Annotated in this window: 29 protein-coding genes; 10 read left to right on the forward strand and 19 right to left on the reverse strand. The window is 60.0% G+C overall.

Translation table 11 applies throughout. The features are described from left to right. Window positions 1-51 precede the first annotated feature (51 nt). The 3 genes from GZH79_RS01600 to GZH79_RS01610 all read right to left on the reverse strand — a co-directional run bounded on the left by GZH79_RS01600 (window position 52) and on the right by GZH79_RS01610 (window position 1128). On the reverse strand, window positions 52-393 hold the full coding sequence (locus tag GZH79_RS01600) for a DUF2794 domain-containing protein (protein ID WP_211641382.1): 342 nt from the start codon (window positions 391-393) through the stop codon (window positions 52-54). A 187-nt stretch (window positions 394-580) separates the two neighbouring features. Then, window positions 581-883: an I78 family peptidase inhibitor gene (locus tag GZH79_RS01605; RefSeq protein ID WP_249218914.1), complete on the reverse strand. Its 303-nt coding sequence runs from the start codon at window positions 881-883 to the stop codon at window positions 581-583. Beyond that, window positions 874-1128, reverse strand: a complete 255-nt coding sequence (locus GZH79_RS01610) for an I78 family peptidase inhibitor (RefSeq protein ID WP_249218915.1) — start codon at window positions 1126-1128, stop codon at window positions 874-876. Before GZH79_RS01610 ends, GZH79_RS01605 begins: the two co-directional genes overlap by 10 nt. A gap of 105 nt (window positions 1129-1233) precedes the next feature. On the opposite strand from GZH79_RS01610, the gene GZH79_RS01615 reads away from it, so the two are divergent. The 7 genes from GZH79_RS01615 (at window position 1234) to GZH79_RS01645 (ending at window position 7649) form a co-directional block, all read left to right on the forward strand. After that, window positions 1234-2346 (forward strand): S-(hydroxymethyl)glutathione dehydrogenase/class III alcohol dehydrogenase, encoded by a 1113-nt coding sequence (locus GZH79_RS01615; protein ID WP_211641384.1) that lies wholly within the window; start codon window positions 1234-1236, stop codon window positions 2344-2346. Window positions 2347-2369: 23 nt separating this feature from the next. Further along, complete coding sequence (locus GZH79_RS01620) at window positions 2370-3044, forward strand: hypothetical protein (RefSeq protein ID WP_211641385.1); 675 nt, start codon at window positions 2370-2372, stop codon at window positions 3042-3044. Between the two features lie 32 nt (window positions 3045-3076). Continuing rightward, window positions 3077-3703 (forward strand): hypothetical protein, encoded by a 627-nt coding sequence (locus GZH79_RS01625; RefSeq protein WP_211641386.1) that lies wholly within the window; start codon window positions 3077-3079, stop codon window positions 3701-3703. Window positions 3704-4231: 528 nt separating this feature from the next. Beyond that, entirely contained in the window at window positions 4232-4969 is a 738-nt protein-coding gene (locus GZH79_RS01630) for an NYN domain-containing protein (protein WP_211641387.1), read from the forward strand. Between the two features lie 60 nt (window positions 4970-5029). Then, a complete protein-coding gene (mbfA, locus tag GZH79_RS01635) occupies window positions 5030-6007 on the forward strand; it encodes an iron exporter MbfA (RefSeq protein WP_211641388.1) in 978 nt (325 codons plus the stop codon). A gap of 63 nt (window positions 6008-6070) precedes the next feature. After that, entirely contained in the window at window positions 6071-7285 is a 1215-nt protein-coding gene (locus GZH79_RS01640; RefSeq protein WP_211641389.1) for a Coenzyme F420 hydrogenase/dehydrogenase, beta subunit C-terminal domain, read from the forward strand. 28 nt (window positions 7286-7313) lie between these two features. Beyond that, window positions 7314-7649: a DUF3140 domain-containing protein gene (locus tag GZH79_RS01645; protein WP_211641390.1), complete on the forward strand. Its 336-nt coding sequence runs from the start codon at window positions 7314-7316 to the stop codon at window positions 7647-7649. 19 nt (window positions 7650-7668) lie between these two features. Here the strand turns inward: GZH79_RS01645 and GZH79_RS01650 are convergent, their stop codons facing one another. The 5 genes from GZH79_RS01650 to GZH79_RS01670 form a co-directional block, all read right to left on the reverse strand. After that, complete coding sequence (locus tag GZH79_RS01650) at window positions 7669-8526, reverse strand: D-amino-acid transaminase (RefSeq protein WP_211641391.1); 858 nt, start codon at window positions 8524-8526, stop codon at window positions 7669-7671. 4 nt (window positions 8527-8530) lie between these two features. Next, the gene (dgcA, locus tag GZH79_RS01655; RefSeq protein WP_211641576.1) at window positions 8531-9481 is read right to left on the reverse strand and encodes an N-acetyl-D-Glu racemase DgcA; all 951 of its coding nucleotides are present in this window, start codon (window positions 9479-9481) and stop codon (window positions 8531-8533) included. Between the two features lie 54 nt (window positions 9482-9535). Beyond that, window positions 9536-10537, reverse strand: a complete 1002-nt coding sequence (dgcN, locus tag GZH79_RS01660) for an N-acetyltransferase DgcN (protein ID WP_211641392.1) — start codon at window positions 10535-10537, stop codon at window positions 9536-9538. 115 nt (window positions 10538-10652) lie between these two features. Further along, window positions 10653-11996, reverse strand: coding sequence for an ammonium transporter (locus tag GZH79_RS01665; protein WP_211641393.1), 1344 nt, complete (start codon window positions 11994-11996; stop codon window positions 10653-10655). A gap of 22 nt (window positions 11997-12018) precedes the next feature. Continuing rightward, a complete protein-coding gene (locus GZH79_RS01670; protein WP_211641394.1) occupies window positions 12019-12357 on the reverse strand; it encodes a P-II family nitrogen regulator in 339 nt (112 codons plus the stop codon). A 256-nt stretch (window positions 12358-12613) separates the two neighbouring features. Here GZH79_RS01670 and GZH79_RS01675 point away from each other — a divergent pair, with 256 nt between their 5' ends. Next, window positions 12614-14746, forward strand: a complete 2133-nt coding sequence (locus GZH79_RS01675; protein ID WP_211641395.1) for a PBP1A family penicillin-binding protein — start codon at window positions 12614-12616, stop codon at window positions 14744-14746. On the opposite strand, the gene GZH79_RS01680 is transcribed toward GZH79_RS01675, so the two are convergent. The 3 genes from GZH79_RS01680 to otsB all read right to left on the reverse strand — a co-directional run bounded on the left by GZH79_RS01680 (window position 14743) and on the right by otsB (window position 17878). Further along, entirely contained in the window at window positions 14743-15669 is a 927-nt protein-coding gene (locus tag GZH79_RS01680) for a VOC family protein (RefSeq protein ID WP_211641396.1), read from the reverse strand. The two genes, GZH79_RS01675 and GZH79_RS01680, sit on opposite strands and share 4 nt — an antisense overlap. A gap of 101 nt (window positions 15670-15770) precedes the next feature. Further along, the gene (locus GZH79_RS01685) at window positions 15771-17144 is read right to left on the reverse strand and encodes a trehalose-6-phosphate synthase (protein ID WP_249218916.1); all 1374 of its coding nucleotides are present in this window, start codon (window positions 17142-17144) and stop codon (window positions 15771-15773) included. After that, on the reverse strand, window positions 17144-17878 hold the full coding sequence (otsB, locus tag GZH79_RS01690; RefSeq protein WP_211641398.1) for a trehalose-phosphatase: 735 nt from the start codon (window positions 17876-17878) through the stop codon (window positions 17144-17146). The genes GZH79_RS01685 and otsB overlap by 1 nt, the downstream gene beginning before the upstream one ends. 259 nt (window positions 17879-18137) lie before the next feature. Here otsB and GZH79_RS01695 point away from each other — a divergent pair, with 259 nt between their 5' ends. Beyond that, the gene (locus GZH79_RS01695) at window positions 18138-18869 is read left to right on the forward strand and encodes a Crp/Fnr family transcriptional regulator (protein WP_211641399.1); all 732 of its coding nucleotides are present in this window, start codon (window positions 18138-18140) and stop codon (window positions 18867-18869) included. Between the two features lie 64 nt (window positions 18870-18933). Here GZH79_RS01695 and GZH79_RS01700 read toward each other — a convergent pair whose 3' ends face one another. The 7 genes from GZH79_RS01700 to GZH79_RS01730 all read right to left on the reverse strand — a co-directional run bounded on the left by GZH79_RS01700 (window position 18934) and on the right by GZH79_RS01730 (window position 23061). Beyond that, entirely contained in the window at window positions 18934-19539 is a 606-nt protein-coding gene (locus GZH79_RS01700; RefSeq protein ID WP_211641400.1) for a hypothetical protein, read from the reverse strand. After that, on the reverse strand, window positions 19536-20126 hold the full coding sequence (locus GZH79_RS01705) for a DUF3618 domain-containing protein (protein ID WP_211641401.1): 591 nt from the start codon (window positions 20124-20126) through the stop codon (window positions 19536-19538). The genes GZH79_RS01700 and GZH79_RS01705 overlap by 4 nt, the downstream gene beginning before the upstream one ends. Further along, complete coding sequence (locus tag GZH79_RS01710; protein ID WP_211641402.1) at window positions 20116-20517, reverse strand: phage holin family protein; 402 nt, start codon at window positions 20515-20517, stop codon at window positions 20116-20118. Before GZH79_RS01710 ends, GZH79_RS01705 begins: the two co-directional genes overlap by 11 nt. 2 nt (window positions 20518-20519) lie before the next feature. Beyond that, window positions 20520-21008 (reverse strand): hypothetical protein, encoded by a 489-nt coding sequence (locus tag GZH79_RS01715; RefSeq protein WP_211641403.1) that lies wholly within the window; start codon window positions 21006-21008, stop codon window positions 20520-20522. Between the two features lie 147 nt (window positions 21009-21155). After that, window positions 21156-22169: a UDP-glucose 4-epimerase GalE gene (gene galE, locus GZH79_RS01720; RefSeq protein WP_211641404.1), complete on the reverse strand. Its 1014-nt coding sequence runs from the start codon at window positions 22167-22169 to the stop codon at window positions 21156-21158. A 52-nt stretch (window positions 22170-22221) separates the two neighbouring features. Continuing rightward, window positions 22222-22617, reverse strand: coding sequence for a rhodanese-like domain-containing protein (locus GZH79_RS01725; protein ID WP_211641405.1), 396 nt, complete (start codon window positions 22615-22617; stop codon window positions 22222-22224). Between the two features lie 9 nt (window positions 22618-22626). Further along, complete coding sequence (locus tag GZH79_RS01730; protein WP_211641406.1) at window positions 22627-23061, reverse strand: hypothetical protein; 435 nt, start codon at window positions 23059-23061, stop codon at window positions 22627-22629. Between the two features lie 133 nt (window positions 23062-23194). Here GZH79_RS01730 and GZH79_RS01735 point away from each other — a divergent pair, with 133 nt between their 5' ends. Beyond that, window positions 23195-24826, forward strand: a complete 1632-nt coding sequence (locus GZH79_RS01735; RefSeq protein WP_211641407.1) for an alpha-amylase family glycosyl hydrolase — start codon at window positions 23195-23197, stop codon at window positions 24824-24826. Between the two features lie 64 nt (window positions 24827-24890). On the opposite strand, the gene rpe is transcribed toward GZH79_RS01735, so the two are convergent. Beyond that, window positions 24891-25568: a ribulose-phosphate 3-epimerase gene (gene rpe, locus GZH79_RS01740; RefSeq protein ID WP_211641408.1), complete on the reverse strand. Its 678-nt coding sequence runs from the start codon at window positions 25566-25568 to the stop codon at window positions 24891-24893. Window positions 25569-25597 lie beyond the last annotated feature (29 nt).

The raw sequence follows: 25597 nt of genomic DNA on the forward strand, positions 1-25597 counted from the left end.
ATAACATAATATGTTTCGCATGCGAAACATGTCGAAACGTTGATATAGTTTTCAATCGACAGTGCGGATCAGCTTGCGTTCCAGAACCCGCAATACCTGTTGCAGGTCGTTGCCGCGCTTCAGGATCTGGCCATCCATGCCGACGACGGCGTATTGCCCTTGCTTCATGCGCAACTTTGGTCGCTTTTCAATCCGGTAGATCGGGTTTTCCGCCGTGCGCCGAAACACCGAAAACACCGCCACATCACGCAACGCGCTGATCCCATAGTCGCGCCATTCGCCCGCCGCCACGAACCGTCCGTAAACCGCCAGAATGGGCGACATCTCTGTCCGGTGGAACGACACGCGGTCATCGCGGAACGCCGCGAACGGAATGGGGGTCTGATCAGTCATCCATTCAAGATCAACGCAAGCGGACGATAAATCAACCCTGCCGCGCGCTGTCGTGTAATGGTCCGACCTAGGCCATGATCATGCCATGGTTCAAAGCCATGTTCATCGACAGAAGAGCTGCCCCGGCACCGTATTATTAAGCCCCCACCCAGTATGCGGTGCCGGTGGTGGTCTTCGCACCGATGGTTCAGCCGCAGGTGATCTGCGTGATTGTCCCGGCCTGCCCCACGATAAAATTGATCCTGTCAGGCTGATAATCCTGCGCCGTGACCATGCCCGGTCGAATGACCTGCACCGGACCCAGGATCAGCACGGTTTCCAGCACGGTCGCATCCTTGCCAACCAGACTGCCGTAACGTCGCCCACCGCAGCTGTTATCGGTCCCCTTTGGCACAGGGTTTTCTGCCACGGCATCGGCACCCGGCGTCATCCCGCGCGGCGATCCACACGCCACGAGCGCCAGCAACGGAAACATCAGGATCAGCCGCATGTGATGGCCGTGATGACACCGAAACTGTCGGTCTCGAAATTGATCCGGCTTTCGATGTAATCCATCGTCACCATGTCGTTCGGCCCGATCACACGGGCATTGAGGTCGGCCGGCAGTGTCACCGCCGCGATGTTCTGACCCATCAGGCCGCTATAGGATGCGGCGCCACAGCCGTCTTCGGACGGCACGGGCGCCGGGCCGATGGTGCAGGCCGCCAGAAGCGGCAGGATAAACAATGCTCTCATAACCAACATCTTGCCAAGCAATCGCGCCAATTGGCAAGCCCGCGCGGCTTGAAATCCCCGGTCAATTCGCGGACCATCGCGGCAAAGCAACAAAGGATTTGTGAAATGCGCACCCGTGCAGCCGTCGCCCTGAAAGCAGGGCAACCTCTCGAAATCATGGAGGTCAACCTTGAAGGCCCGAAAGCCGGAGAGGTGCTTGTTGAAATCAAAGCCACCGGTCTATGCCATACCGACGAGTTCACCCGGTCCGGTGACGACCCCGAAGGCGCGTTTCCCGCCATTTTGGGCCACGAAGGCGCAGGTATCGTGGTCGAGGTCGGTCCCGGTGTCACCACGCTGGAAGTCGGCGATCACGTCATTCCGCTGTATACGCCGGAATGTCGCGAATGCGATTACTGCCTGAACCCGAAAACCAACCTGTGCCAGTCGATCCGCAGCACCCAGGGTCAGGGGCTGATGCCCGATGGCACCTCGCGCTTTTCAATGCTGGATGGCACGCCGATCCTGCATTACATGGGCTGTTCGACCTTTGCCAATCACACGGTGCTGCCTGAAATCGCGCTGGCCAAGGTCCGCAAGGATGCGCCGTTCGACAAGATCTGCTACATCGGCTGCGGCGTCACCACGGGGATTGGTGCCGTCATCAACACCGCCAAGGTCGAAATCGGATCGACCGCGATCGTCTTTGGTCTGGGCGGCATCGGCCTGAACGTCATTCAGGGGCTGCGGCTGGCGGGTGCCAGCCAGATCGTCGGCGTCGACCTGAACGACGACAAAAAGAAGATGGCCGAACATTTCGGCATGACCCATTTCGTCAATCCCAAGCAGGTCAGCGGCGATATCGTCGGGCATCTGGTCGAACTGACCGGCGGCGGCGCGGATTATACCTTTGACGCGACGGGCAATGTCACCGTGATGCGGCAGGCGCTGGAATCGGCGCACAAGGGCTGGGGCGAAAGCATCATCATCGGTGTGGCCCCCGCCGGCGCCGAAATCAGCACCCGCCCGTTCCAACTGGTCACCGGGCGGACGTGGAAAGGCACCGCATTCGGCGGCGCGCGCGGCCGGACGGATGTGCCCAAGATCGTGGATTGGTACATGGACGGCAAGATCGAGATCGACCCGATGATCACCCACACGATGCCGCTGGACGACATCAACAAGGGGTTCGACCTGATGCACAAGGGCGAAAGCATCCGCGGCGTCGTGATCTACTGACGACAGGTTTGCGTAAGGGACGTGTGAAAGGCCCGGTCGATGCGACCGGGCTTTTTTGGGGGGATGGTCTGGGTGGCGGCGGTACGCTGCAGTGCGTGCAAACCTCATCTGAGAACGGAGCAGCCAATCTCCATGGTCGCCTAGACGCCAATAGAACTCGTACACTGCAGCGCAATAGGATACACTTTGGTGACAAAGCTATAAAAATAGGTGCCCTTATGGTTTCAGCGGAGGAAGTCTCGGGAAGTCCCCAAAAAATTCTGTTTACTTTTTTGGATGCGAGAATTCGAAGCTGCGAAAGTAAGCGTCGACTTAATTCGTTCTTCATGAACTCCCTCAAATTGTTACGCGTGGTATCTGGTGTGCTAGCAGTGCTCTTCGTAGCATTACTCGCCGCCGATGGCTTTGATCGAGAGATTAAATTTGGGCTCAATATTGCAGCTATTGTGAGCACTTCGTTGGCTGCACTTGGGTCCGATATTTCGACCGCCTTTGGGTTTGAGACTCGTTTTAAACAGAATGTGCAGGCTTCTGGAAAACTTCGAACGCTAAAGTCAAGGCTTGAACTCGACATCAGCATGTTAAAGTCTGGAGAGACTTTAGACTACGCTCAATGGCATAATACTATCATTGAGGTCCTAGACGGACAATCGGTTAGTTTTGACGCTTCGTTTGAAAGGGCCCACAAGGCAAAATGATTTCCAAAATAATATCACTAAACAGGCCAACGATGCTAGGAAAGATTTCTCCCTTGGACCAAAGCTTAGGGGCACAGACATCGCAAGGATCTCGTGAGTATTTTGATATTGGATTCCCTATGTTTGAACCAATTTCTCCTGTTGGAACTATAGCGATTATCTTGGAACGTAGCTTTCTTTACCGAAATTTAGAATTATTTTTATGGGCATCTATTCCGGATAACGGTGGAGTAAGATATGGATTTTTACCCTACCTCTCAAAGGAATCATATAAGTCTATACGAATCGACTATCTCCATTTTTTGGAAATCTTGGAAAAGATCGATACGCTATCCAAAAAATGCATCAGAGACGTTCTATCCAAGAGGGAATCGAAAAGCTTTTGCGCAGCCATTCAAGGCTTGGTCTCTGACCGAGTTATTGACGGCATGTTGAAGCAGCCTATGCAGGCTGCCCGACGTATTGAATTTTGCCTCGAAGGGGCGTTGGAAGTCCAAAATTCAGACGTAAGATCTGTCCTCATTCCAAACACTTATAAGCACGCTCTACGTCGAAGTGCCGCTAAAGTTGAGGCCTCAAAGATAGTTTACTATAATCCTAGAAAAACAGTAATAGAGTGTTTGAAGCAGCATGAACTTGGTTGTAGTTGGCGCATTTGAATGCGCGGGAAAAGCACCTTATCCCAGCCATGTGCCCCCAATCCTTGCAGAGCAAACCTCTCGGGGTTTTCGAAGGGTATTTTACAATCACTTATTAAACCCCATTAACTTGCACGACGAAGGCCGATGGGAAATGAATCCGAAAGATATTTTGAAGCATAGTTCAGTAATTTGGATTTGTCCAATGCCGTATTCGCCGCTGGATCAGATTATATATATTGGCGACAACAATTTGATCGTAGAGTCCAAAAAATTTAAAATCATTTTTTGGTTGATCCCGCATATATTTTCAAGTCGGATAGTTAATACACTGCGAACAGTTATAAATGTTTTCTGGTGAGCTACATCTGACTACTTAGCCACGACTTTTGCGACTGATAGCTTCAGCCACTCTGGACGCTTTCCCAACTTTCACAGCGCAGCGCATCAATATCCACTATGGTCCGTTCCCTTATTCTCGCTCCACTCCCCCTTCCGCCCCCCGCGCGCCTGCGTTAGGGCTGGGGGAACCGGAAAGGATACCTTTTTATGCCCGACAAACGCCCGCTGCTGGCTGTGCTGATTGATGCCGACAACACCAGCCCGAAACATGCCGCCGCGATTTTTGAAGAAGTGGCGAGCTTTGGCGAAGCTTCGGTGCGGCGGATCTATGGCGATTTTGCCAGCAACCAGCTCGCGGGATGGAACCGTGTGTTGTTGGAACACGGGCTGAACCCACAACAGTCGCCCGCCTATACCACCGGCAAGAATTCGAGCGACATTGCGCTGGTGATCGACGCAATGGATCTTTTGCACACCGACCGCTTTCAGGGCTTTGTGCTGGTCAGTTCGGACAGCGACTTTACCTCTTTGGCGGCGCGCATCCGTGAACAGGGCGTCGATGTCTACGGGATCGGACAGAAAAAGACTCCGGACGCGTTCCGGCGGGCGTGCAAGCGGTTCATCTTTGTTGAAAATCTGGGCGATGCCACCGACCCCGCGCCGGTCCCCAGCACGAATGGCGTGCCTGCCGCGAAACCCGACAGCAACGCCAAGGATGCGCCGCATAACGTCATACCGCTGGTGCTGGCGGCGATGCGGTCGATTGATCCGGATGCGGATTGGTACACGCTGGGGCAGTTGGGGCAATATCTGGTCAGCGCCAATCCCGAATTCGATCCGCGCACCTACGGCAGCCCGAAACTGTCGGATTTGCTGAAGAAAGCTGGCCGGTTCGAGGTCGCACAACGGCAGGGCAACCATCTGGAGGTCCGCCGTCTGGACTAACGGGCTTGCGTTGATGGCAAAATGGCATAGTTTAGAACCATTCTAAACTAGGAGGCCGCCGTGATCCCCGGTTTCAATCATCGTCGCCGGTTCCGCGACCTGTCCGAACAAGAGGTGCTGGCGCTTGCCATCTCGTCCGAAGAGGACGACGCCCGCATCTACCGCACCTATGCCGAGATGTTGCGCGACGATTACGCCGCCAGTGCCGCCCTGTTCGACGGGATGGCCGCCGAAGAAGACACCCACCGCAAGCGCCTGATCGACCTGCACCGCGATCGGTTTGGCGACGTGATCCCGCTGATCCGGCGCGAACACGTCGCAGGTTTCTACGCCCGGCGGCCCGTCTGGCTGACCGCAAACCTGCCACTGGATCGCATCCGCGCAGAGGCGGGCCAGATGGAACGGGATGCCGAACGGTTCTACGCGCGGGCCGCACAGGTGACATCCGACGCGGGAACGCGCCGTCTGCTGGGCGATCTGGCCGCAGCCGAAGGCGGGCATGTCGACACCGCAAGATCACTGGCGCACGACACCCTGGACGCGGGTGCAGCACAGGACGAAGACGCCGCAGCACACCGCCAATTCGTGTTGACATGGGTGCAACCGGGGTTGGCCGGACTGATGGACGGGTCGGTCAGCACGCTGGCACCGATCTTTGCCACCGCATTTGCGACGCAGGACACGCATACGACGTTTCTGGTGGGACTGGCCGCCAGTATCGGGGCCGGAATCTCTATGGGATTTACAGAGGCGGCGTCGGACGACGGCCAGATTTCCGGCCGGGGATCACCGATCAAGCGCGGGATCGCGGCGGGTGTCATGACGACCGTGGGCGGGTTGGGCCATGCGCTGCCCTATCTGATCCCCGATTTCTGGACCGCGACGATCATCGCGATGATCGTGGTCTTTGTCGAACTGTGGGCCATCGCGTGGATCCAGAACCGTTACATGCAGACGCCGTTCCTGCGGGCGGCATTTCAGGTCGTGCTGGGCGGCGCGCTGGTGTTCGGTGCGGGCGCATTGATCGGGGCGGGCTAGCCGATTTTGCGCAGAACATCGGCGGGGCTTTCCCTTTGACCGCGGGCGGTTCACAGTCCGCCCATGGACCTGACAGCCGATCATCTGCGATCCCCGGCGCACCGCAATCTGTGTACCGACTGCGGCGTCAGTCGCATGGCGGACCCGTCGGCCTGCGGCACCGCCTGCCAGTTCATCGCGCCGGATTATCCCGCACAGGAACAGCAGGTGCATGGCCGCGTGGCAGGCACGGACGGGGACGAAGCATTCTTTGGCGTCACGCAGGCGATGTATCGCGCCGCCATGGTGCAACCGCGCGACGGCGCGCAATGGACGGGGATCACGACGTCACTGGCCGCGTCTCTGCTGCGTGCGGGCACCGTTGACGCGGTACTGGCCTGCGTGCCCGATGCAGCCGACCGCTGGGCACCGGTGCCCGCCATCCTGACCGACCCTGACGATCTGGTGCGCGCGCGCGGGATGCGGATGGGCTATGCCCCGCTGCTGGCCGCACTGGAACCCGCCGTCGCTGCAGGACATCGCCGCATTGCGGTGGTCGGCATTCCCTGTCAGGTCTTTGCCCTGCGCGCGCTGGAAAAACGGCTGGGGCTTGATCTGTACGTGATCGGCACGCCCTGTTCGGACAATACCACCACGGCGCATTTCCATGATTTTCTGGGCCGCCTGACCGATCGGCCCGGTGATGTGACCTATCTGGAATTCCGCGCTGATTTTCATGTGGAACTGCGGTTTGCCGATGGCACAAAACGGCTGATTCCGTTTCTGAAACTGCCAATTTCGGACCTGCCGGATGATTTCTTTCCCCTGACCTGCAGGACCTGCGTCGATTACACCAACCGTCTGGCCGATATCACCGTAGGCTACATGGCAGGCGAAGGTGACCAATGGCTGATCGTGCGCAATGCACGCGGCGCGCAGATGCTGGCGGGGCTGGGCGATGCAGTCCGGCTGGCCGCACCCGGTGACAAGGGCAAGCGGCAGGGGTCGGTCACAGGATTTATCGCCAACACCCGGCGCGCGGCGGGGGGCATGCCACTGCGGCGGATGCCCGACTGGCTGCGCCCGGTCATGGGTTGGCTGATGCCCCGCATCGGCCCCAAGGGTCTGGAATTCGCCCGCGCCCGGGTCGAGATGAAAGCCGCAGAAACGATCCTGCACCTGCGTCGCCACGCCCCCGCCCGGATGAAAACGATGATACCCGATCACGTATGGCGTCTCGCCGCACCCTATGATCTGCCCCCCGCACCGGGGGAACAAAAGACACCAACCGACGATTGACCCCAGACCCAAATCACAGGAGACCGGCATGTCATCGAAATCGCGGGACGACATCTGGAACGAATGGCGCGAGTTGGTGAACATCGCGCCGAAAGAGTTGGAAGACTGGCTGGAGACAGACGAATCAAAGCGCGTCGGTGACAGCGACAGCGGTGAATCGACCGGCCACCAGTCAGGCCGCCGGATCGTCGACATCCAGCGGACCAACAAGCCCGATCTGACCGATGACCAGTGGGATCACATGGCCAAGGTCGTAGGCTACATCAACCGACATCTGGCACAGGGCGGACCCGATGACGACGTCGAACATTCAGACTGGCGCTACAGCCTGATGAACTGGGGCCACGACCCGCTGCGTGATTGATGGGCACTGCAACGCTTGATCAAACCGCCGCTTTGCGGCTTTCGTCCAGATAGATTTCGCGCAGACGCGTGGCCACCGGACCGGGGGTGCCCTGTCCGACCGCCGCCCCGTCGATTTCGACGACAGGCATGACAAAGGTACTGGCAGAGGTGATGAACGCCTCGTCCGCGCTTTGCGCTTCAACGATGGTAAAGGGGCGTTCCTCGACCTTCATCTGCGCTTCACGGGCGAACCGCAGCACGGCGGCACGAGTGATACCGTGCAGGATCTCATTTCCCAGATGACGGGTGACGATGGTGTTGCCCTTGACGATATAGGCGTTGTTGGATGTGCCTTCGGTGACGTGACCGTCTTCGACCATCCAGGCGTCGTCGGCGCCAGCGGCCTTGGCCATCATCTTGCCCATCGACGGATACAGCAGTTGCACCGTCTTGATGTCGCGGCGCCCCCAGCGCTGGTCTTCGATGCTGATGATCTTCATGCCCGTTTTTGCCATCGGGCTGTCGGCCATGCCGGGCTTGGCCTGCGTGAACAGCACGACCGTGGGCACCGTGTCTTCGGGCGGATAAGCAAAATCGCGGTCACCGGGGTTGCCGCGCGTAACCTGCAGATAGATCATCCCGTCCGTGATGTCGTTGCGGCGCACCAGTTCGCGGTGCACTTCTAGCAGATCATCCTTGGATGACGGGTGTTTCATGTCCAGCGCATCCAGCGACCGTTGCAGGCGGACCGCATGGCCGTCGAAATCGATCAGCTTGCCGCCCAGCACCGACGTCACTTCATAGATGCCGTCGGACATCAGGAAACCCCGGTCAAAGATCGAAACCTTGGCCTGATCTTCGGGCAGGTATTCGCCATTCAGGTAAACGGTGCGCATGTCTTTAACCCCAAAGTTCGGGCCGGGGCGGGTGCACACCGGCGGCGTCGTATTGCAACGGATAATCCCGGTCTTCGGCCAGAAGAAGCGGGCCGTCAAGATCGACAAAGGCCGCATCCTGCGCCAGCAGTGTCGCAGGGGCCATCGCCAGCGACGATCCGACCATGCAGCCAACCATGACGGCAAAGCCCTGCGCCTGTGCGTCGGCTTTCAGCGCCAGCGCCTCGGTCAAACCGCCGGTCTTGTCCAGCTTGATGTTCACCATGTCGTATTTGCCGCGCAGGGCTGCCAGCGACGCCCGGTCATGGCAGCTTTCATCGGCGCAAACGGGCAATGGCCGCGCGATGTCGCCCAGCATGTCATCGGCCCCGGCGGGCAGCGGCTGTTCGACCATCGCCACGCCAAGCCGCAGCAGATGCGGCGCCAGATCGCTGTAAACATCTGCCGTCCAGCCTTCGTTGGCATCGACGATGATGGTGGCATCGGGCGCGCCACGGCGGACCGCTTCCAGCCGGGCCATGTCGTCGGGCGTGCCCAGCTTGATCTTCAGCAGCGGCCGGTGCGCGTTCTTTGCGGCCTGCACCTGCATGGCATCCGGCGTATCCAGCGACAGGGTATAGGCGGTGATTGCAGGACCGGGCGGGGGGACGCCGATCAGGTCCCAGACCCGGACCCCCGCCTGTTTCGCCGCCGCGTCCCACAACGCGCAATCCACCGCGTTGCGCGCGGCACCCGCCGGCAACGCATCCTGCACGTCGGCACGGCTGATCCCCGCAGGCAATGTTGCGATCTGATCCGACACGCTGTCCATCGTTTCGCCGTAGCGCGCATACGGCACGCATTCGCCCCACCCCGCCCCCGCGCGCACGGTCAAAACCTGTGCCTGGGTCCGCGACCCGCGCGATATGGTGAATACCTGCGCCAGCCGAAAGGTATCGCGGCTTATCTCAAGCATCATCTTGCCCCAAATACTCCCGCCGGAGGCATGGGGTTCGCGCAGCAAACCCCGTCATAGGTTTTCCAGCGCATCGACCAGCCGCGCCGCGCCCTGCCGGAACGGGTCCACCGTCGGCAGGCCCATCCGCTGTTCCACCGTCGCCAGATGATCGGCAAAGGCGTCATCGTCCAGACCAGATGTATTGATGGAAATGCCTGCGACCTGACAGGCGGGATTGGCAACGCGCGCCAGCATCAGGGCGGTGTCGCGCACCTGTTCCAGTGACGGCAGATCATAGTCGGGCAGGCCGCGCATGTGCGTCCGTGTGGGTTCGTGGCACAGCACCAGCGCGTCGGGCTGGCCGCCATGCACCAACGCCATCGTCACCCCCGAATAGCTGACGTGGAACAGGCTGCCCTGCCCCTCGATATGGTCCCAGTGGTCGGGATCGTTATCGGGTGTCAGCCATTCCACGGCACCGGCCATAAAATCCGCGACGACCGCATCCAGCGGCACGCCTTCGCCGGTGATCAGGATGCCGGTCTGTCCGGTGGCCCTGAATGACGATTTCAGGCCGCGCCGTTTCATTTCGGCGTCCATGGCAAGACCGGTATACATCTTGCCGACCGAACAATCGGTGCCCACGGCCAGACAGCGTTTGCCGGTCCGTTTCAGACCGTTGGCGATGGGATAATTCACCGTCGGCACCCGCACATCATACAGCGCGCGCCCGTGGGCATGGGCAGCGGCGACCAGATCGGGATCGTCACGCAGCAGGTTGTGCAGGCCGGATGCCAGATCGTAGCCCTGCGCCAGCGCGTCCAGCAGCACCGATTTCCACATTGGGGAAATCACGCCACCGCGGTTGGCCACGCCAATCACCAGCGTGCGCGCGCCAGCGGCCAGACCGTCAGCCAAGGTCATGTCGGGGATCTTCATATCGGCCCGGCAGCCGTTCAGCCGCAGCTGGCCCAGTGCGTATTGCGGGCGCCAGTCCTTGATCCCCTGCGCCACCTTGGCGGCCAGCGGATCGGGCGCATCGCCCAGAAACAAAAGATACGGGGTCTGTAGCATCATAGTCACCTGTCAGTCATCGACCGGACCCTTGCACGTCAGGCGCCGGGACAAAAGAAAAACCCGGGCGCGGCATGGCCGCGCCCGGATCAAGCAGAAAGGCCGGAGGGGAGGATCAGCCTTTCGCAAACTCTGGATAGGCTTCCATGCCCAGTTCCGAAACATCGAGACCGTTGATCTCTGCTTCTTCGCTGACACGGATGCCCATGGTGGCTTTCAGGATCAGCCAGACGACCAGCGATACGACAAAGGTAAAGATACCGATCGCGGCAAAGCCGATGAACTGGGTGACAAAGCTGGTATCCGCAGAGTTGAACGGAACAACCATCGTGCCCCAGAAACCGGCGGCGAGGTGCACGGGAATTGCGCCCACGACATCGTCGATCTTCAGCTTGTCCAGCAGCGGCACCACGACGACCACGATGACACCACCCACGGCACCGATCAGCAGGGCACCGAACAGCGACGGGTCAAGCGGACCTGCGGTGATCGACACCAGACCGGCCAGCGCACCGTTCAGCACCATCGTCAGGTCGGGCTTTTTGTACATCACCTGCGTCAGGATCAGGGCTGCAACTGCACCGGCGGATGCCGCCATGTTGGTGTTGGCAAAGATCCGGCCGACGTCGGTGATGTCGCCCACGGTGCCGGCTGCCAACTGCGAACCGCCGTTGAAGCCGAACCAACCCAGCCACAGGATGAACGTCCCCAGCGTGGCCAGTGCAAGATTGGAACCGGGCATCGGGATGACGCGACCGTCCTTGTACTTGCCGATCCGGCTACCCAGCACGATGGCACCGGCGAGTGCTGCAAAACCACCTGCGGCGTGCACCAGTGTGGACCCTGCAAAGTCATAAAAGCCCATTTCCGACAACCAGCCGCCGCCCCACTGCCAGGATGCTTCGATCGGGTAGATGAAGCCGGTCAGCACGACAACGAAGATCAGAAATGGCCACAGCTTGATGCGTTCGGCCAGCGTGCCGGACACGATCGATGCGGTGGTGGCACAGAACATCAGCTGAAAGAAAAAGTCCGATGCAACGGATGCGTAATCCAGCGTGGCACTGGCAGCGTCCAGACCGACCGGTTCAAGCGAAGTGATGTTGAAGAATCCGCCGACCCAGCCAGCGATGATCCAGCCGTCGCCCGGATACATCAGGTTAAAGCCGACCAGCCAGTACATGATACCGGCGATGCTGAACAAGGCGATGTTCTTTGTCAGCTGGGTGGTGACGTTCTTGGACCGCACGAGGCCTGCCTCGAGCATGGCAAAGCCTGCGGCCATCCACATGACCAGAAAACCGCCGATCAGGAACAGCAGCGTGGTCATGATGTAGGGACCGATTTCGTCGAACGACGGCGCGGCGACGGCGGCTTCTTCCGCGACCTCCTGTGCGAAGGCCAGACCGGGTAGCAGCGCAAGTGCGGCCCCGGCCCAAAGTGTTTTCTTAAAATTCATTTTCATCTCTCCTTGATCGCCTTTACAGCGCGTCGTCGTTCAGCTCGCCGGTCCGAACGCGCAAAGCGCTTTCGACGTCGAGGGTGAAAATCTTGCCGTCGCCGATCTTGTCGGTCTTGGCGGTGCTGGCGATGGTGCTGACGACCTGTTCGGCCATGCTGTCTGGCACCACGATTTCCAGTTTGACCTTTGGCACGAAGTTCACGGCGTATTCGGCACCGCGATAAATTTCCGTATGCCCGGACTGTGAGCCGAAGCCCTTGATCTCTGAGACCATCATTCCGCGCACGCCGATGGTGGTCAGTGCCTCACGGACCTCCTCCAGCTTGAACGGTTTGATCGTTGCGATGATGAGTTTCACTAATACGCCCTCATATTCTGGGCGGACCCCGAAACGGCCCGCGGTTTGGATGCCCGATCAAGGACGCGTGAAACCGGGAAGGCCAAGTTTTCAAGGGGTGGAAAAACTTGCTAAATGGCACAACAGCCATAACTTTTGCACAAAAATGCATCTATGCTCATTTTTTGGGCAGATGAAAAATGTGTTAAGCTGGCGGGACAAGCGTTGTCCGGGCAGGTATGGTGCGCAAAAGCAAGAAATCGAAGATCGCGGGCATATGAGCAAGAATCGCAAAACCTCTCGGCCCTTGGTGGCGGAACGCAGGCAAACCCGAAAGCAGGCATCGACCCCCAAAAGGGGCCGCGCAACGCGCAGCCGCGCCAAAACCAGACGCCCACGCGGGCTGGTTGGCTGGTTGCTGTTCCCGTTTGTCTGGGTGTTCCGGCTGATCCTGCGCCTGATGATCGTCATCGGGATCGCCGGGGCGGTCACACTGGGCGTGGTCGTCTGGTATTTCGCGCAACAGATGCCGCCCGTCGCAGACATGGTGGACGGGCGCACGCGTGGATCGGTCACGTTGCTGGATCGCAACGGCGATGTCTTTGCCTGGCGGGGCGATCAATATGGCGGGATGGTCACCGCACAAGAGGTGTCCGGCTACCTGCACGATGCGATCGTGGCGACCGAAGACCGCAGGTTCTATAGCCATTTCGGGATTAGTCCGCGCGGCGTGGCCAGCGCCATCCGGATCAACCTGCGCGAAGGCCGCGGGCCACTGTCGGGCAACGGCGGATCGACGATCACGCAGCAAACGGCAAAACTGTTGTGTCTGGGCGTCCCCTATGACCCCGACACATGGAAAAACGAACGCGAATACGAAGCCGACTGCCGCCGCACGACGATCCAGCGCAAGATCAGGGAAGCGATCTATGCCATGGGCATGGAAGCCGCCTATTCCAAAGAAGAAATCCTGTCGATCTACATCAACCGCGCTTATCTGGGCGAAGGCGCGCGCGGGTTCGAAGCCGCCGCACAGCGGTATTTCGGCAAATCTGCCCGTGCTGTCGATCCGGCAGAAGCCGCCATGCTGGCGGGCCTGCTGAAAGCGCCGTCGTCCTATGCGCCGACCAGCAACATGGGGCGCGCCGTGGACCGGGCGGCAGTGGTCATAAGCCTGATGGAAGAACAGGGCTACATCACCCCCGAACAGGCGCGCGATGCGCTGGAAAATCCCGCGACGCTGTCACAGGCGGCACAGGCGCGGGCGGGCGGATATTTCGCGGACTGGGTCATGAGCCAGGGTCCGGATTTCTTTACCCGCAACACGACAGAAGATGTCGTGATCCGCACCACGTTGGATCAGGGCATCCAGACGGCGGCGGAAACGGCGTTGTTGTCGGTGTTTGACAGCAAGCTGTCAGAGGGGTCCAACGTCGAAGCCGCCGTTCTGGTGATGAGCGCGGACGGTGCCGTGCGCGCCATGGTCGGCGGACGCGACGTGCGGGCGCAAAGCGCGTTCAACCGCGCAACGCAGGCCCAGCGGCAGACCGGGTCGGCGTTCAAGCCGTTCATCTATGCCACCGCACTGGATCTGGGATTTTCGCCCAATGACCTGATCGACGATGCACCGTTGACGATTACCGTGCCGGGATCAGGCCCGTGGCGGCCCGACAACTATGACAGGGAATTCAAGGGGCCGGTGACACTGACGCAGGCGCTGTACGAAAGCCGCAACATCCCGGCCGTCGTCCTGTCCGAAGAAGTGGGCCGCGAACTGGTAAGCACCGTGGCATCCGGTTTCGGCATCGACAGCGAGCTTGCTGCAGGACCGGCGCTGGCGCTGGGTGTGTCCGAAAGCACGCTGGTCGAAATGAGCGGCGCCTACGCAGGCATTCTGAACGGCGGGTCGGCGGTGGAACCTTACGGCCTTGTAGATCTGCGGTTGCAGGGTGACGACGCGCCGCTGATGGATAATGTCGGCACCGGGATGCAGGAACGCGTCATTCAGGAACGCGCCGCACGGCAGCTGACCTATATGATGAATCAGGTCGTGGTGCGCGGCACCGGCACACGGGCACAGATCGACGGCTGGGAACTGGCGGGCAAATCAGGCACGACAAACAGCCAACGCGATGCATGGTTCATCGGTTTCAACGCCGATTACGTGATCGGCGTCTGGATGGGTTACGACGACAACAGCCCGATGAAGGGCGTCACCGGCGGCGGTCTGCCCGCCGACATCTGGCGCGAAACCATGCGCCGCGTCGTGGCAGGGCAACAGCCAAAACCGCTGCCGATGGATATTCCCGGACCGGCGCGCAACGACACGCTGTCCAGCACGGGGATCGTGGCGGATAGCCAGATCCTGAACGTGCTGGACAACATCTTGGGCGGTTTGGGCGGAAATTAACCCAAAGGCTGCAAGTGGCCTTCCAGCGCGGAACGCAGGTGTTCGTGCTGGCTGGGCAGTTTCAGCGCCTCGCCCAGATGCGCGGTATCTTCGTCCCGGTCGAACCCCGGTTCGTTGGTCGCGATTTCGAACAGCACGCCGCCGGGGGTGCGGAAATAGATCGCCCAGAAATAATCGCGGTCGATCACCGGTGTGACGGCATGGCCTGTGTCGGTCAGCGCGCGCCGCACCGCAAGCTGGGCGGCGCGGTCTTCGACGGCAAATGCGATGTGGTGGACCGAACCCGCACCTTGCTGTGCTTCGCGGACACCTGACGCCTGCGCAAGATCAATGGTGTCGGCGGGATTGCCGCCTTCGATCACGTAGCGGGTCACACCGTCGCGGGTGTCGGATTTCTGATACCCCATGAACGTCAGCAGTTCCGCCATGGCGCCCGTATCGGCCAGCCGCATCGTGGCACCCCGAAAACCGCGGATCGCATGATCGGCGCCGACACCGTTCCCGGTCCAGGGATCACGGTTGTCGTCCGCACTTTCGGACAGCGCAAACGCTTCGCCATCATCGCTGCGGAAACTTAGGCGGCTTTCACCGAAATGATCGACGCGGGCCAGATCCTCTGCCCGGTCAGCCAGACGGTCGGCCCAGAAATCAAGCGACCCCTGCGGCACGGCAAACACCGTTTCACCGACTTCGCCCGTGCCGGGCCTGCCGCGTGCCGCGCGGGCAAATGGAAAGTGGGTCATCACGGTGCCGGGCGTGCCCTGTTCGTCACCGTAATACAGGTGATAAACGTCCGGAGAGTCGAAATTGACGGTTTTTTTCACGCGGCGCAGACCCAGCGCATCTGTAAAGAACGCGTTGTTGCGGACGGCGTCCGAGGCGATGGACGTCACGTGATGTAGGCCTTTGATCTGCGTGAGCATGTTTTATGTCCTGTCTGATACGGTCAGACACACCTACACATCTTTCGTCCGAAATCATCCCTGCCCCGGCTGTCAGATTTTGTGCGTAAATGCACAACACGCTAGGTCAGGGCGGCGCGTTCCGTCGAAATGCGGGCCATCGTATCAAGATAGGTCTGCGTCCAATGTGCGACATCGTTGCGAAATACGCCACGGGCAAGCGCTTCGTGTCGGTCCTGTCGTTCGTGCAGCGGCATCGCCAGCGCCTGTTTCAGCGCCTGTGCCATTTCCCCGATGTCATAAGGGTTCACGATCAGCGCAGAGGCCATCTGTTCCACCGCGCCCGCGAATTGCGACAGGATCAGCACACCGGGATCGGCAGGATCCTGTGCGGCGACGAATTCCTTGGCGACAAGGTTCATGCCATCGCAGAACGGTGTCACGAACCCGACATCCGCCGCACGGTAAAGCGCGGCCAGCGTGTCGCGCGGCACCGCGTGATGGATGTAGCGGATCGGTGTCCAGCCAAGGTCGGAATGTTCACCGTTCACCTTGCCTGCGGTGCCTTCCAGCGCGTCGCGGATCTGCTGGTAGGCATCGACGTCTTCACGCGTCGGCGGCGCGATTTGCAGCAGCGATGCGCGGGGTTCGTCCACGATCCGATTTTCAAGAAAGCGGCCAAACGCGCGAAACCTGTTGTCCAGCCCCTTTGAATAATCAAGCCGGTCCACACCGATGACAAGCCGTTCATCGGGTGCAAAATTCAGCAGGGACCGGCCATCGGTGCTTTGTGCCTCTTTCACAAAAGCATCGGCGTCGATCCCGATCGGAAAACTGCGGATTTCAAACCGGCGGTCATTCAGCGAAATCGACCCGTCACGCAGTTGTTCGGCACCGTTCAGACCACGGAACATTTCAAGCGCGGCTGCCACGTCGCGCTGAGTCTGAAGCCCGAACAGATCAAAACTGGCCATCCAGCCCGCAAACAGATCACGCTGCGGCAAGGCCATCAGGTCATGGGTCGCGGGAAACGGAATGTGGTGAAAATAGCCGATGGTCGCGGTGACACCTTCGGCGCGCAGACAGGCCGCGAGTGGTAGAAAATGGTAGTCGTGAATCCAGATATGGTCGTCCGGACGCAATTCTGGCGCCATCATCCGTGCAAGCCTGCGATTAACGCTGTCATAGACGTCGTAGTCGCCGGCATTCAGCGCCATCAGATCGGCGCGGCGGTGACACAGCGGCCAGAGCACAGAATTGGCGTAGCCAAGATAATATCCCTGCTGTTCCGCCGGGCTAAGATCAAAGGTGCGCATCTTATAGCCGTCGCCCGAAAGCTCTGCAAAGCTGTCTTCGGGGTCTTCGACAATATCCCCCGATGTGCCGAACCACACGCCGCCGTTGTGTTTCAGGCAGTCATGCAACGCGACGACAAGGCCGCCAGACGGCGGGCCATCGGACGGCACCCTGTTGGATACAACGATCAGTCGTCCCATCATACATCACCTGCAGACCAGATCCGCAGCAGCGCATGCAGTTCCGATGGCCCATCCAGACGATGCTGCGCGCTGGTATCGCCCGTGCCGATCTTGATGCAGACGCCGTTCATCTGGTGCGCCACGGCCATTGCTTCTTCGTCAGTGACATCGTCACCGATGACGACAGGACGGATCGTGTCGGGCTGGCCTTGCATCAGGTGCTGCACCGCTGCAGCTTTCGTCGCGTCTGCAGGGCGCATTTCCCAGGCCATTTTGGACGCATGCAGCACCAAATCGCCATGATCGTCGACAATATCTTGCAAAGCTGCTTTCACCTGATCGCCTTTCTGTGGCGTTGCCCTGTAGTGAACAACGGCCCCGGTGTCTTTGAGTTCCAGCAGAAGATCAGGATCGCTGTCGGTCAGCGACCGGGCACGGGCCTGCGCATCCGCGACAATATCGCTGCCAACAAGCCGGTGACGGCGCAGCGCACCGTCGATCCGCGCCTCTGCCCCGTGGGCACCAAAGATGTCACCGGGGAAATCGGGCAGGAACCGTTCGATCTGCGACACCTCTCGGCCGGATACGATGGCCAGTCGCCCATTCAGGCGCTGGTGCAGATCGGCCAAGACCCCGTTCAGTTCATCAGGCACGACAATGCTGTCGGGTGTATCCGCCAAGCTGACAAGCGTGCCGTCGAAATCCAAAAACACATAAAGAGATCGCGGCAGAAGATTTGAAAGTTCAGTCATAACATTTGATATCCAGCTAAAGCACTTTTGGAACAATGCACCCAATTCAAGCGATCTACTAGGCAATGATAAAGCAAAACACATGGCATTGCTTGGCTTGATGCTGACAACGCCGCGTCAGGAAACTTATGTTAAATGATACATCAGTTTAAACTAGTTTATATTCGGGTTTTTATAAGACGCCTAAAACAGAATCAAGATACCCATCGACCATAACGCGGTGCTAACACTTGCGGACCTGTTTGAAGAGCGAAAGACGATGAAAAAAACCAACCAAAGCGCATTCATGATGCGCATGTCGAAAATAACGGATCTGTCCGATTCGGATCATAGCGCACTGGCCTCGCTTGAAGACAATCCAAAGTCGTTGGGCAAGAGATCCGACATTTTCTGTCCAGAACACCCCGAAGACCGGATTGCGATTGTGCGGTCGGGTCTGGCCATCACCCGTATCACGTCGGGTTCCCAGACGACGATTGCCCAATTATTCATGGCGGGCGACGTCGTCGGCCTGTCAGAACTGGGATTTTCGCGCTCTCCATACTGCACGTCGATGCAGACCGATGGATCAGTCAGCCTGATTTCGCGGCGCAAGCTTGGCGAATTGGCGAAAACCAATCCGCAGGTCTTTGCATTACTGCTGTCTATGGCCAGCCTGGATTCAGTCGCTTTGCTGGACAGGCTACATGCCGTTACGCGGTATTCCGCCGAAGACCGTCTGATGCACTTCCTTTTGACCGTCAAAAGCAAGACTGATCAGGTCAGTGAACAGGGGTCGGATCGTTTCCCGATGCCTTTATCGCAAAAGGAAATTGGCGACGTTCTGGGATTGACGGATATCTACGTCAATCGGTTGCTGCGCGGGTTGCAGAAAAGGGGTGTTCTGGAAATCTCACGCCCATATTTCCGTATTATTGACAAACCTCAGTGGATTTCACAGCTCAACTATAAAGACAGGTACGAATGTATCGATTTCAGCTGGGCTGTCTGAAATCTACACCAAAAAAGGGCGCCGCGGATATCCGCGGCGCCCTTTTTCATGTCTGAAATTCAGTTCAGTTTTTCGCGGCTTTTGTGGTTTTGGACTTTACGTCGGACGCAGACGTCTTGGCCTGCTCTTCGACTTTATGAGCAGCGTCCTTGGCCGCGTCGCTCGCATCATCCACGGCGGTTTTCGCGGCTTTTGCAGCGGTGTCTGTCACGTCCTTGACCGCGGTCTGCGCTTCGGATGTGGCCGTATTCATTGCGGCGCGGGCGCGCTGCGTTTCTTCATGAAAGATGCGTTCCGCTTCTTCCATCAGGGAATCGCGGTGCGATCCGAAGTACGTGTTTTCGGTCCGCGTTCTGGGCAACAGGGCGGCGACGGCGGCACCGACGGCAAAGGCAAGCGCGCCGATGATCAGCGGCTGGCGATCAAACAGATCGGACGCGGCATCGCTGCCGCCCGACATCGCCTTGCGGGCGCTGCGCTGTGCCTCGACCGCACGCTGGCGCGCGTCGATCACGCGGGCACGCGCGGATTCCGACAGATGTTCGGTGCCTTCGGACAGGCGGTGCCGCAGATCTTCAAGCCGGGACTTTGACTGCTGTGACTGGCTGTCGGTGCCGCCAAACGCGGGTTGACCCGGCACCATTGCGGGGGTTGGGCGTGAATCGGTCATGTTGTGGTCCTTTCTGCGCTGCCTAAGGATCGGCGCGTCGTCAGTTCATCATCATCATCGCGCGCCCATGTGGGGCGCGGATCGTATGTCGGGGTCCGCTGCGCGTGCGCGGCGCCGCTGTCACGCGCCCACCGGTCGGCGTCCCGTTCCAGTTCGACCGCCGCCATGTCAGCAGGCGACGAATCGTAATCAGAGACTCCGCGCACGGGTCGCGCGGGTTGTGTCGGGGCATATCCCACACGGCGCACCGGTTTGGGTTTCATCACGCTGTAGGCCAGCCAAGCCAAACCCAGCCCCGTCAGCGCGATTGGCCACGGATTGTCGCGCGTCGTGCGGGACAAAGTGGTGCCCGCGCGCGATAGCTGGTCACGCACTTCGGCGCCGACAACACCTGTGACTTCGAACACCTGTCCGCGCAATTGACGCTGGACATCGGTAATCTGTGACCGGACCTGAAGCCGGACTTCGTCCATTAGGCCATCAATCGTCAGACGATCCTGAAGCACGTCCAGATCGCGGGTCAGGCGTTCGCGTTCGGCCTCTATCTCTTTTTCGATCTGGGCCGGGGTGCGGTGATTAGCGGTCATTGTAGGCCTCCTTCATCACGGCGGCGTCGCGTTTGACGTTGCGGGCCGCACGGCTGGGGGCAAGGCTGGACAGCTTAAGCCGTTTGACACCGATGACGGCCAGAATGACCGCAAGGATCAGTGTCACGACACCGACGATCAGGGTCGCCATGATTTCAGCGACACCCGCCAGCACCAATGCGCTGATTGCAGTCGTCACAAGCACGGACATCGCAATAAAGAACAGCACAAGCGCCACGACCAGAAGCCCCAGCGCACGCGTTGCGCGCTTGAGGTTTTCATCAACCTCGGCGCGGGCCAGATCGACCTCTTGCCGCAGTAGCGTGCCAATGCTGCCGAGAACGTCCGACAGCAACGACCCGGTGCTGCGTGGATCCTTGGTAGTCTGCATACCTACCCCCGACCGACGATATCGTCGGGATCGGTGTCGCGGCCATAGGCCGTGCCGTATTCACCGTCGTTTTCCGACGATTTTACGAACCGGCTTAACGCGAACCCGGCCAGTGCGGCACCGGCAAGAAAGGTCAGCGGGTGGCGCCGGGCAAAGCTGCTGGCGTCATTGACGACCGTGCCCAGATCCTTGTTGCCGATGGTTTCGGACACGTCCGCCAGCGAATTGGCGATTTGGCCGAATGTGCGTTCCTGCGCGCTGCCATCGCGGCTTTCTTCGGCGGCGCGACGCAGAGCGGCGGCCACGTTGTTGACCTCTCCGGCGGCAGCGCTGCGTGCAGCACCGGCGCGGGCGTCAACTTCGGATTTGACGGTCTCGCGTGCATCGCTTGCAACGGACTTCGCCTTTTCCCGCACCTCGTCCACCACGCTTTTGGCATGGGACTTTGCGTCCTCGACGGCGTCGTTGATGTTTTCCTTGGCGTCGGCCATGTTCTTATCCTTCTTCAGTCGCGGGGATGTTCGGCATGAGCGGAGACATCATCACGAAACTTTCATCGCTGGCCTAATGCCTGACACGCGAATTAGTTCCGGCGGTCTGCGACGGATTGTCCGAATCAAACGACGCGCGGGATTGGATCAGTCGCCGTAGCCGTCGGGATTGCCGCGCTGCCACGCCCAGGCGCTGGCGGCCATGTCATCAAGCGAATGCGTGGCCTGCCACCCCAGTTCGTTGCGCGCACGGGTCGAATCCGCCTGCATGCGGGCAATGTCGCCCGCGCGGCGCGGCGCGATTGCCAATGGAATCGGGTGGCCGGACGCGGCACGGAATGCTGTCACCATCTGCAGCACGCTGTAGGACTGCCCGGTGCCGATGTTGAACACCCGCGCGCCGCTGATGGCGGCGGCATGATCCAGCGCCGCGACATGGGCGCGGGCCAGATCCACGACGTGGATGTAATCACGCTCTCCGGTGCCGTCGTCTGTGTCGTAATCGTCCCCGAACACCTGAAGCTGCGCACGTTTTCCGACGGCGACCTGCGCGATGAAGGGCATCAGATTGTTGGGGTAATCTGCCGGATCTTCGCCCATCCGCGCAGAGGCGTGGGCCCCGACCGGGTTGAAATAGCGCAAAAGCACGGCACTGGCACCGGGGGTCGCGGCCGCCCAGTCGGTCAGGACATGTTCGGCCATCAGCTTGGTCCGGCCATAAACCGACAAGGGGTTCGTGGGGTGCGCTTCGTCGTATGGCAGGTATTCGGGTTCACCGTACACCGTGGCAGAGCTGGAAAAGATGATCCGCTTGCAGCCGTGGCGATCCATCGCGCGCAGCAGTGCCAATGTGCCGCTGACGTTGACATCGTAGTAATCGACCGGCTGGCGGCTGCTTTCACCGACAGCCTTGAGCCCGGCAAAATGGATCACGGCATCGGGCGCGAAATCGGACATCGTATCGTCCAGCACCGATCCGTCACGCACATCACCAGTGACAAGGCTGATCTTGCCGTTGGTCAGGCTGCGGACGCGGTCAAGCACGACGGGTTTGGCGTTGGCGAAACTGTCCAGCACGCAAACCTCATGCGCCTGTCCCAACAGTTCAACCAGGGTATGGCTGCCGATATACCCCGCACCACCCGTAACCAGAACGCGCATAGATGACCCTTTCGTGATTTCAGGGGCGGTTTATGCGGTTGTCCGGGTCAGATCAATCGCGCGGTGCGGGATGATCGACAGGACCGCCAGCCGCCGTCCAGCCACCGAAGCCGTCTGTCAGATGCTCTGCCTGAAATCCCATGTCCTGCAAGGCTGCCACCGTCAGCGCCGACCGCCAGCCGGACGCGCAGTAGAAAACGAACCTTGTATCGGGCCGGGCAAAGATATCCTTGTGGTAGGGGCTGGCCGGATCCACCCAGAATTCGGCCATGCCGCGCGGACAGTGAAAGCTGTCGGGCACAAAACCCGCCTTGCGTTCGCGTACGTCGCGCAGATCGACAAACACCACGTCGGGCCGATCCAGCAACGCAATCGCATCGCTAGACGGGGTTTGCGTGATGCGCGCGCGGGCCGCCGCGACAAGTTCGGAGACAGGTGTGATCGACATGGCCAACCTTTATACAATGATACGACGGCGGCGCGCATAGACGGCACAGCCCAGCAACACCAGCGCCACAGCCAGCGTGAACAACAGTGTGACCAACCGCTGCACCCCCATCACGGCGAACAGCCCGACGGCGGCATTGCCCGCGAACATCGCCGCGAACCCGACAACGGACAGCGCCAGCACCGGCACGCAGGCCGGTTTGCGCATCAGCACAAGAATGCAACCCACAGTGCCGCCCAATACGCCAAGCGCGAAACACGCGTCGATCCAGCCCGGATAGCTTGCCATCGCTTCGGCCTGACGGGCAGGCATACCCTGTGCAATGTAATCGTCGATCGTGCGGCCAACGCCGCCAATGAACTGGATCACGCCAAAGACGTTCCACAAAAGCCCCAGCATGATCGTCACGCTGAACCATGTCGGTGCGGGTCTATCCTGTGCCATTCCATCACTCCCATTGGTCGTTCTTGCCACTGTAGAACCCGTGCAAGGCGGCATGGCAATGTGCGATTTGCCCTCTTGCGCGCTGACGTGGTTGCGCTAACAGCAATATTGACCCGCAAGACAGGAGACAGCCATGACCCAGCGCGAATGGTGGCGTGACGCCGTGATCTATCAGATTTACCCCCGGTCCTTTCAGGATACGACCGGCGATGGCGTGGGCGATCTGCCCGGTATTACACGGCGGCTGCCGCATGTGGCCAATCTGGGGGTGGATTGCATCTGGCTGTCGCCGATCTTTACCTCTCCGATGGACGACATGGGTTACGACGTGTCGGATTACACCGACATCGACCCGCTGTTCGGCACATTGGCCGATTTTGACGAGATGCTGAAAACGGCCCATGATCTGGGGCTGAAGGTGATCGTGGATCAGGTGCTGTCGCATACGTCCGACAAGCACCCTTGGTTCATCGAATCGCGCATGGATCAGGAAAACCCCAAGGCGGACTGGTTTGTCTGGGCCGATCCGCTGGAGGACGGTAGCCCGCCCACCAACTGGCACAGCCATTTCGGTGGCCCCGCATGGGAATACGACGCGACGCGGCGGCAGTATTACCAGCACAACTTTCTGACCAGCCAGCCGGACCTGAATTTCAACAACCCCGATGTGCAGGACGCCATACTGGACACCTGCAAATTCTGGCTGGATCGCGGGCTGGACGGGTTCCGTCTGGATACCGTGAACTACTACGTGCACGATGCCAAACTGCGGTCGAACCCGCCTGCCCCGCGCCCCGAAGGCATGATCGTCATGGCGTCGGATCTGTTCGGGATGCAGGACAATATCTACAACAAGAACCGGCCTGAAAACGTCGCGTTTCTGGAACGCCTGCGCACCCTGACCGACCGCTACGACGACATCATGATGGTCGGAGAGGTCGGTGACCACGGCCAGCGCAGCATCGACATCATGGCCGAATACACCAAAGGCAACGGGCGCCTGCATATGGCCTACAGCTTTGCCATGCTGTCGGATGAATTCACGCCCGCGCATTTTCGCAACTGCATCGAAAGCTTTCAGCAGGGCGCGCCGGACGGCCACCCCGAATGGTCCTTTTCCAACCACGACGTGGTGCGGCATGTGTCGCGCTGGACCGACCACGCCGTATCAGAGGACGCGATGGCCCGCCTGTCAGCGGCGATGCTGTTCAGCTTTGAAGGCACCATCGGCATCTATCAGGGCGAAGAGCTGGGACAGCTTGAAACCGTGATGGAATACCACGAACTGACCGACGCGCAGGCGATCCGTTACTGGCCGGGGATCAAGGGGCGTGACGGGTGCCGCACGCCAATGGTCTGGGACACCGACAGCGAGAATGCGGGATTCACCGACGGTACGCCCTGGTTACCGATCAAGGCGCCGCAGCGCGCGCATGCGGTCAGCCTGCAGGACAAGGCCAACGACAGTGTGCTGCAATTCTATCGCGGTCTGATTGCCTTCCGTAAGGATCATCCCTGCATGACGCGCGGGCGCGCCACGTTCCTTGACCTGCCCGATCCGATTCTGGGGCAGCGGCGCAGCGTGGACGACCGGAACCTGACTTGCCTGTTCAACATGGGCCGGGATGCGATGACGCTGACGTTGGACAAGACCGCCACAATCACCGGGCCGCACCACGCGGACCTGACGGGTCAGACGCTGACGTTGCCGGGCAATGGATTTGTCTACCTAGACCACAGCGACACCCTGACGGTCAGCGCCTGACGGGACGGCGGGCGAGGCGCCTTTCGCGTCAGCGAAACAGCGCAGGCCCGCTGTTAGTCAGCCGTCAGCCCGCCGCCGTGCGGATCGCCCGCATGTTCGCGCCGTAGATTTCTGGGCTGTCAACCGAACCGCCCTTGAACACCGCCGATCCCGCGACCAGCACGTCGGCGCCGGCCGCACGCACCAGCGGGGCGGTCGTTGGATCGACACCGCCGTCAATCTCGATATGGATCGGGCGGTCCCCGATCATGTCGCGCAGCTTGCGAATCTTGGCGGTCATGTCGATGAACTTTTGCCCGCCGAAACCGGGGTTCACGGTCATCACGCAGACCAGATCGGCCATGTCCAGCAGGTGGGCGATGGCATCCGCCGGGGTGCCGGGGTTCAGCGCGACGCCTGCCTTCATCCCGGCAGCACGGATCGCCTGCAAGGTGCGGTGGATATGCGGTCCCGCCTCGATATGCGCGGTCAGGATGTCGGCACCCGCATCGGCATAGGCGTCGATATAGGCGTCGACCGGGGAAATCATCAGATGCACGTCCATCACCGTCTTGACGTGGGGCCGGAACGCTTTGACCGCGGGCGGGCCAAAGGTCAGGTTCGGCACGAAATGACCGTCCATCACGTCGACATGCACCCAATCGGCACCCTGCATTTCGATTGCGCGGATTTCCGCGCCAAAATTTGCGAAATCGGCGGACAGGATCGACGGGGCGATTTTCAGGCTGCGGTCAAAGGTCATGGGTGTCTCCGGCACGGGTTCGCGTCGGT

The organism is Loktanella sp. SALINAS62 (genome assembly GCF_018263905.1).
In the GTDB taxonomy this organism is placed as follows: Bacteria; Pseudomonadota; Alphaproteobacteria; order Rhodobacterales; family Rhodobacteraceae; genus Loktanella.

Bases quoted from the DNA above. Each gene is read 5' to 3' on its own strand.
- GZH79_RS01600 (WP_211641382.1), bottom strand. From the start codon at position 393: ATGACTGATCAGACCCCCATTCCGTTCGCGGCGTTCCGCGATGACCGC.
- GZH79_RS01605 (WP_249218914.1), bottom strand. From the start codon at position 883: ATGCGGCTGATCCTGATGTTTCCGTTGCTGGCGCTCGTGGCGTGTGGA.
- GZH79_RS01610 (WP_249218915.1), bottom strand. From the start codon at position 1,128: ATGAGAGCATTGTTTATCCTGCCGCTTCTGGCGGCCTGCACCATCGGC.
- GZH79_RS01615 (WP_211641384.1), top strand. From the start codon at position 1,234: ATGCGCACCCGTGCAGCCGTCGCCCTGAAAGCAGGGCAACCTCTCGAA.
- GZH79_RS01625 (WP_211641386.1), top strand. From the start codon at position 3,077: ATGCTAGGAAAGATTTCTCCCTTGGACCAAAGCTTAGGGGCACAGACA.
- GZH79_RS01630 (WP_211641387.1), top strand. From the start codon at position 4,232: ATGCCCGACAAACGCCCGCTGCTGGCTGTGCTGATTGATGCCGACAAC.
- GZH79_RS01640 (WP_211641389.1), top strand. From the start codon at position 6,071: ATGGACCTGACAGCCGATCATCTGCGATCCCCGGCGCACCGCAATCTG.
- GZH79_RS01645 (WP_211641390.1), top strand. From the start codon at position 7,314: ATGTCATCGAAATCGCGGGACGACATCTGGAACGAATGGCGCGAGTTG.
- GZH79_RS01650 (WP_211641391.1), bottom strand. From the start codon at position 8,526: ATGCGCACCGTTTACCTGAATGGCGAATACCTGCCCGAAGATCAGGCC.
- dgcA (WP_211641576.1), bottom strand. From the start codon at position 9,481: ATGCTTGAGATAAGCCGCGATACCTTTCGGCTGGCGCAGGTATTCACC.
- dgcN (WP_211641392.1), bottom strand. From the start codon at position 10,537: ATGCTACAGACCCCGTATCTTTTGTTTCTGGGCGATGCGCCCGATCCG.
- GZH79_RS01665 (WP_211641393.1), bottom strand. From the start codon at position 11,996: ATGAATTTTAAGAAAACACTTTGGGCCGGGGCCGCACTTGCGCTGCTA.
- GZH79_RS01675 (WP_211641395.1), top strand. From the start codon at position 12,614: ATGAGCAAGAATCGCAAAACCTCTCGGCCCTTGGTGGCGGAACGCAGG.
- GZH79_RS01680 (WP_211641396.1), bottom strand. From the start codon at position 15,669: ATGCTCACGCAGATCAAAGGCCTACATCACGTGACGTCCATCGCCTCG.
- GZH79_RS01685 (WP_249218916.1), bottom strand. From the start codon at position 17,144: ATGGGACGACTGATCGTTGTATCCAACAGGGTGCCGTCCGATGGCCCG.
- otsB (WP_211641398.1), bottom strand. From the start codon at position 17,878: ATGACTGAACTTTCAAATCTTCTGCCGCGATCTCTTTATGTGTTTTTG.
- GZH79_RS01695 (WP_211641399.1), top strand. From the start codon at position 18,138: ATGAAAAAAACCAACCAAAGCGCATTCATGATGCGCATGTCGAAAATA.
- GZH79_RS01700 (WP_211641400.1), bottom strand. From the start codon at position 19,539: ATGACCGATTCACGCCCAACCCCCGCAATGGTGCCGGGTCAACCCGCG.
- GZH79_RS01705 (WP_211641401.1), bottom strand. From the start codon at position 20,126: ATGACCGCTAATCACCGCACCCCGGCCCAGATCGAAAAAGAGATAGAG.
- GZH79_RS01710 (WP_211641402.1), bottom strand. From the start codon at position 20,517: ATGCAGACTACCAAGGATCCACGCAGCACCGGGTCGTTGCTGTCGGAC.
- GZH79_RS01715 (WP_211641403.1), bottom strand. From the start codon at position 21,008: ATGGCCGACGCCAAGGAAAACATCAACGACGCCGTCGAGGACGCAAAG.
- galE (WP_211641404.1), bottom strand. From the start codon at position 22,169: ATGCGCGTTCTGGTTACGGGTGGTGCGGGGTATATCGGCAGCCATACC.
- GZH79_RS01725 (WP_211641405.1), bottom strand. From the start codon at position 22,617: ATGTCGATCACACCTGTCTCCGAACTTGTCGCGGCGGCCCGCGCGCGC.
- GZH79_RS01730 (WP_211641406.1), bottom strand. From the start codon at position 23,061: ATGGCACAGGATAGACCCGCACCGACATGGTTCAGCGTGACGATCATG.
- GZH79_RS01735 (WP_211641407.1), top strand. From the start codon at position 23,195: ATGACCCAGCGCGAATGGTGGCGTGACGCCGTGATCTATCAGATTTAC.
- rpe (WP_211641408.1), bottom strand. From the start codon at position 25,568: ATGACCTTTGACCGCAGCCTGAAAATCGCCCCGTCGATCCTGTCCGCC.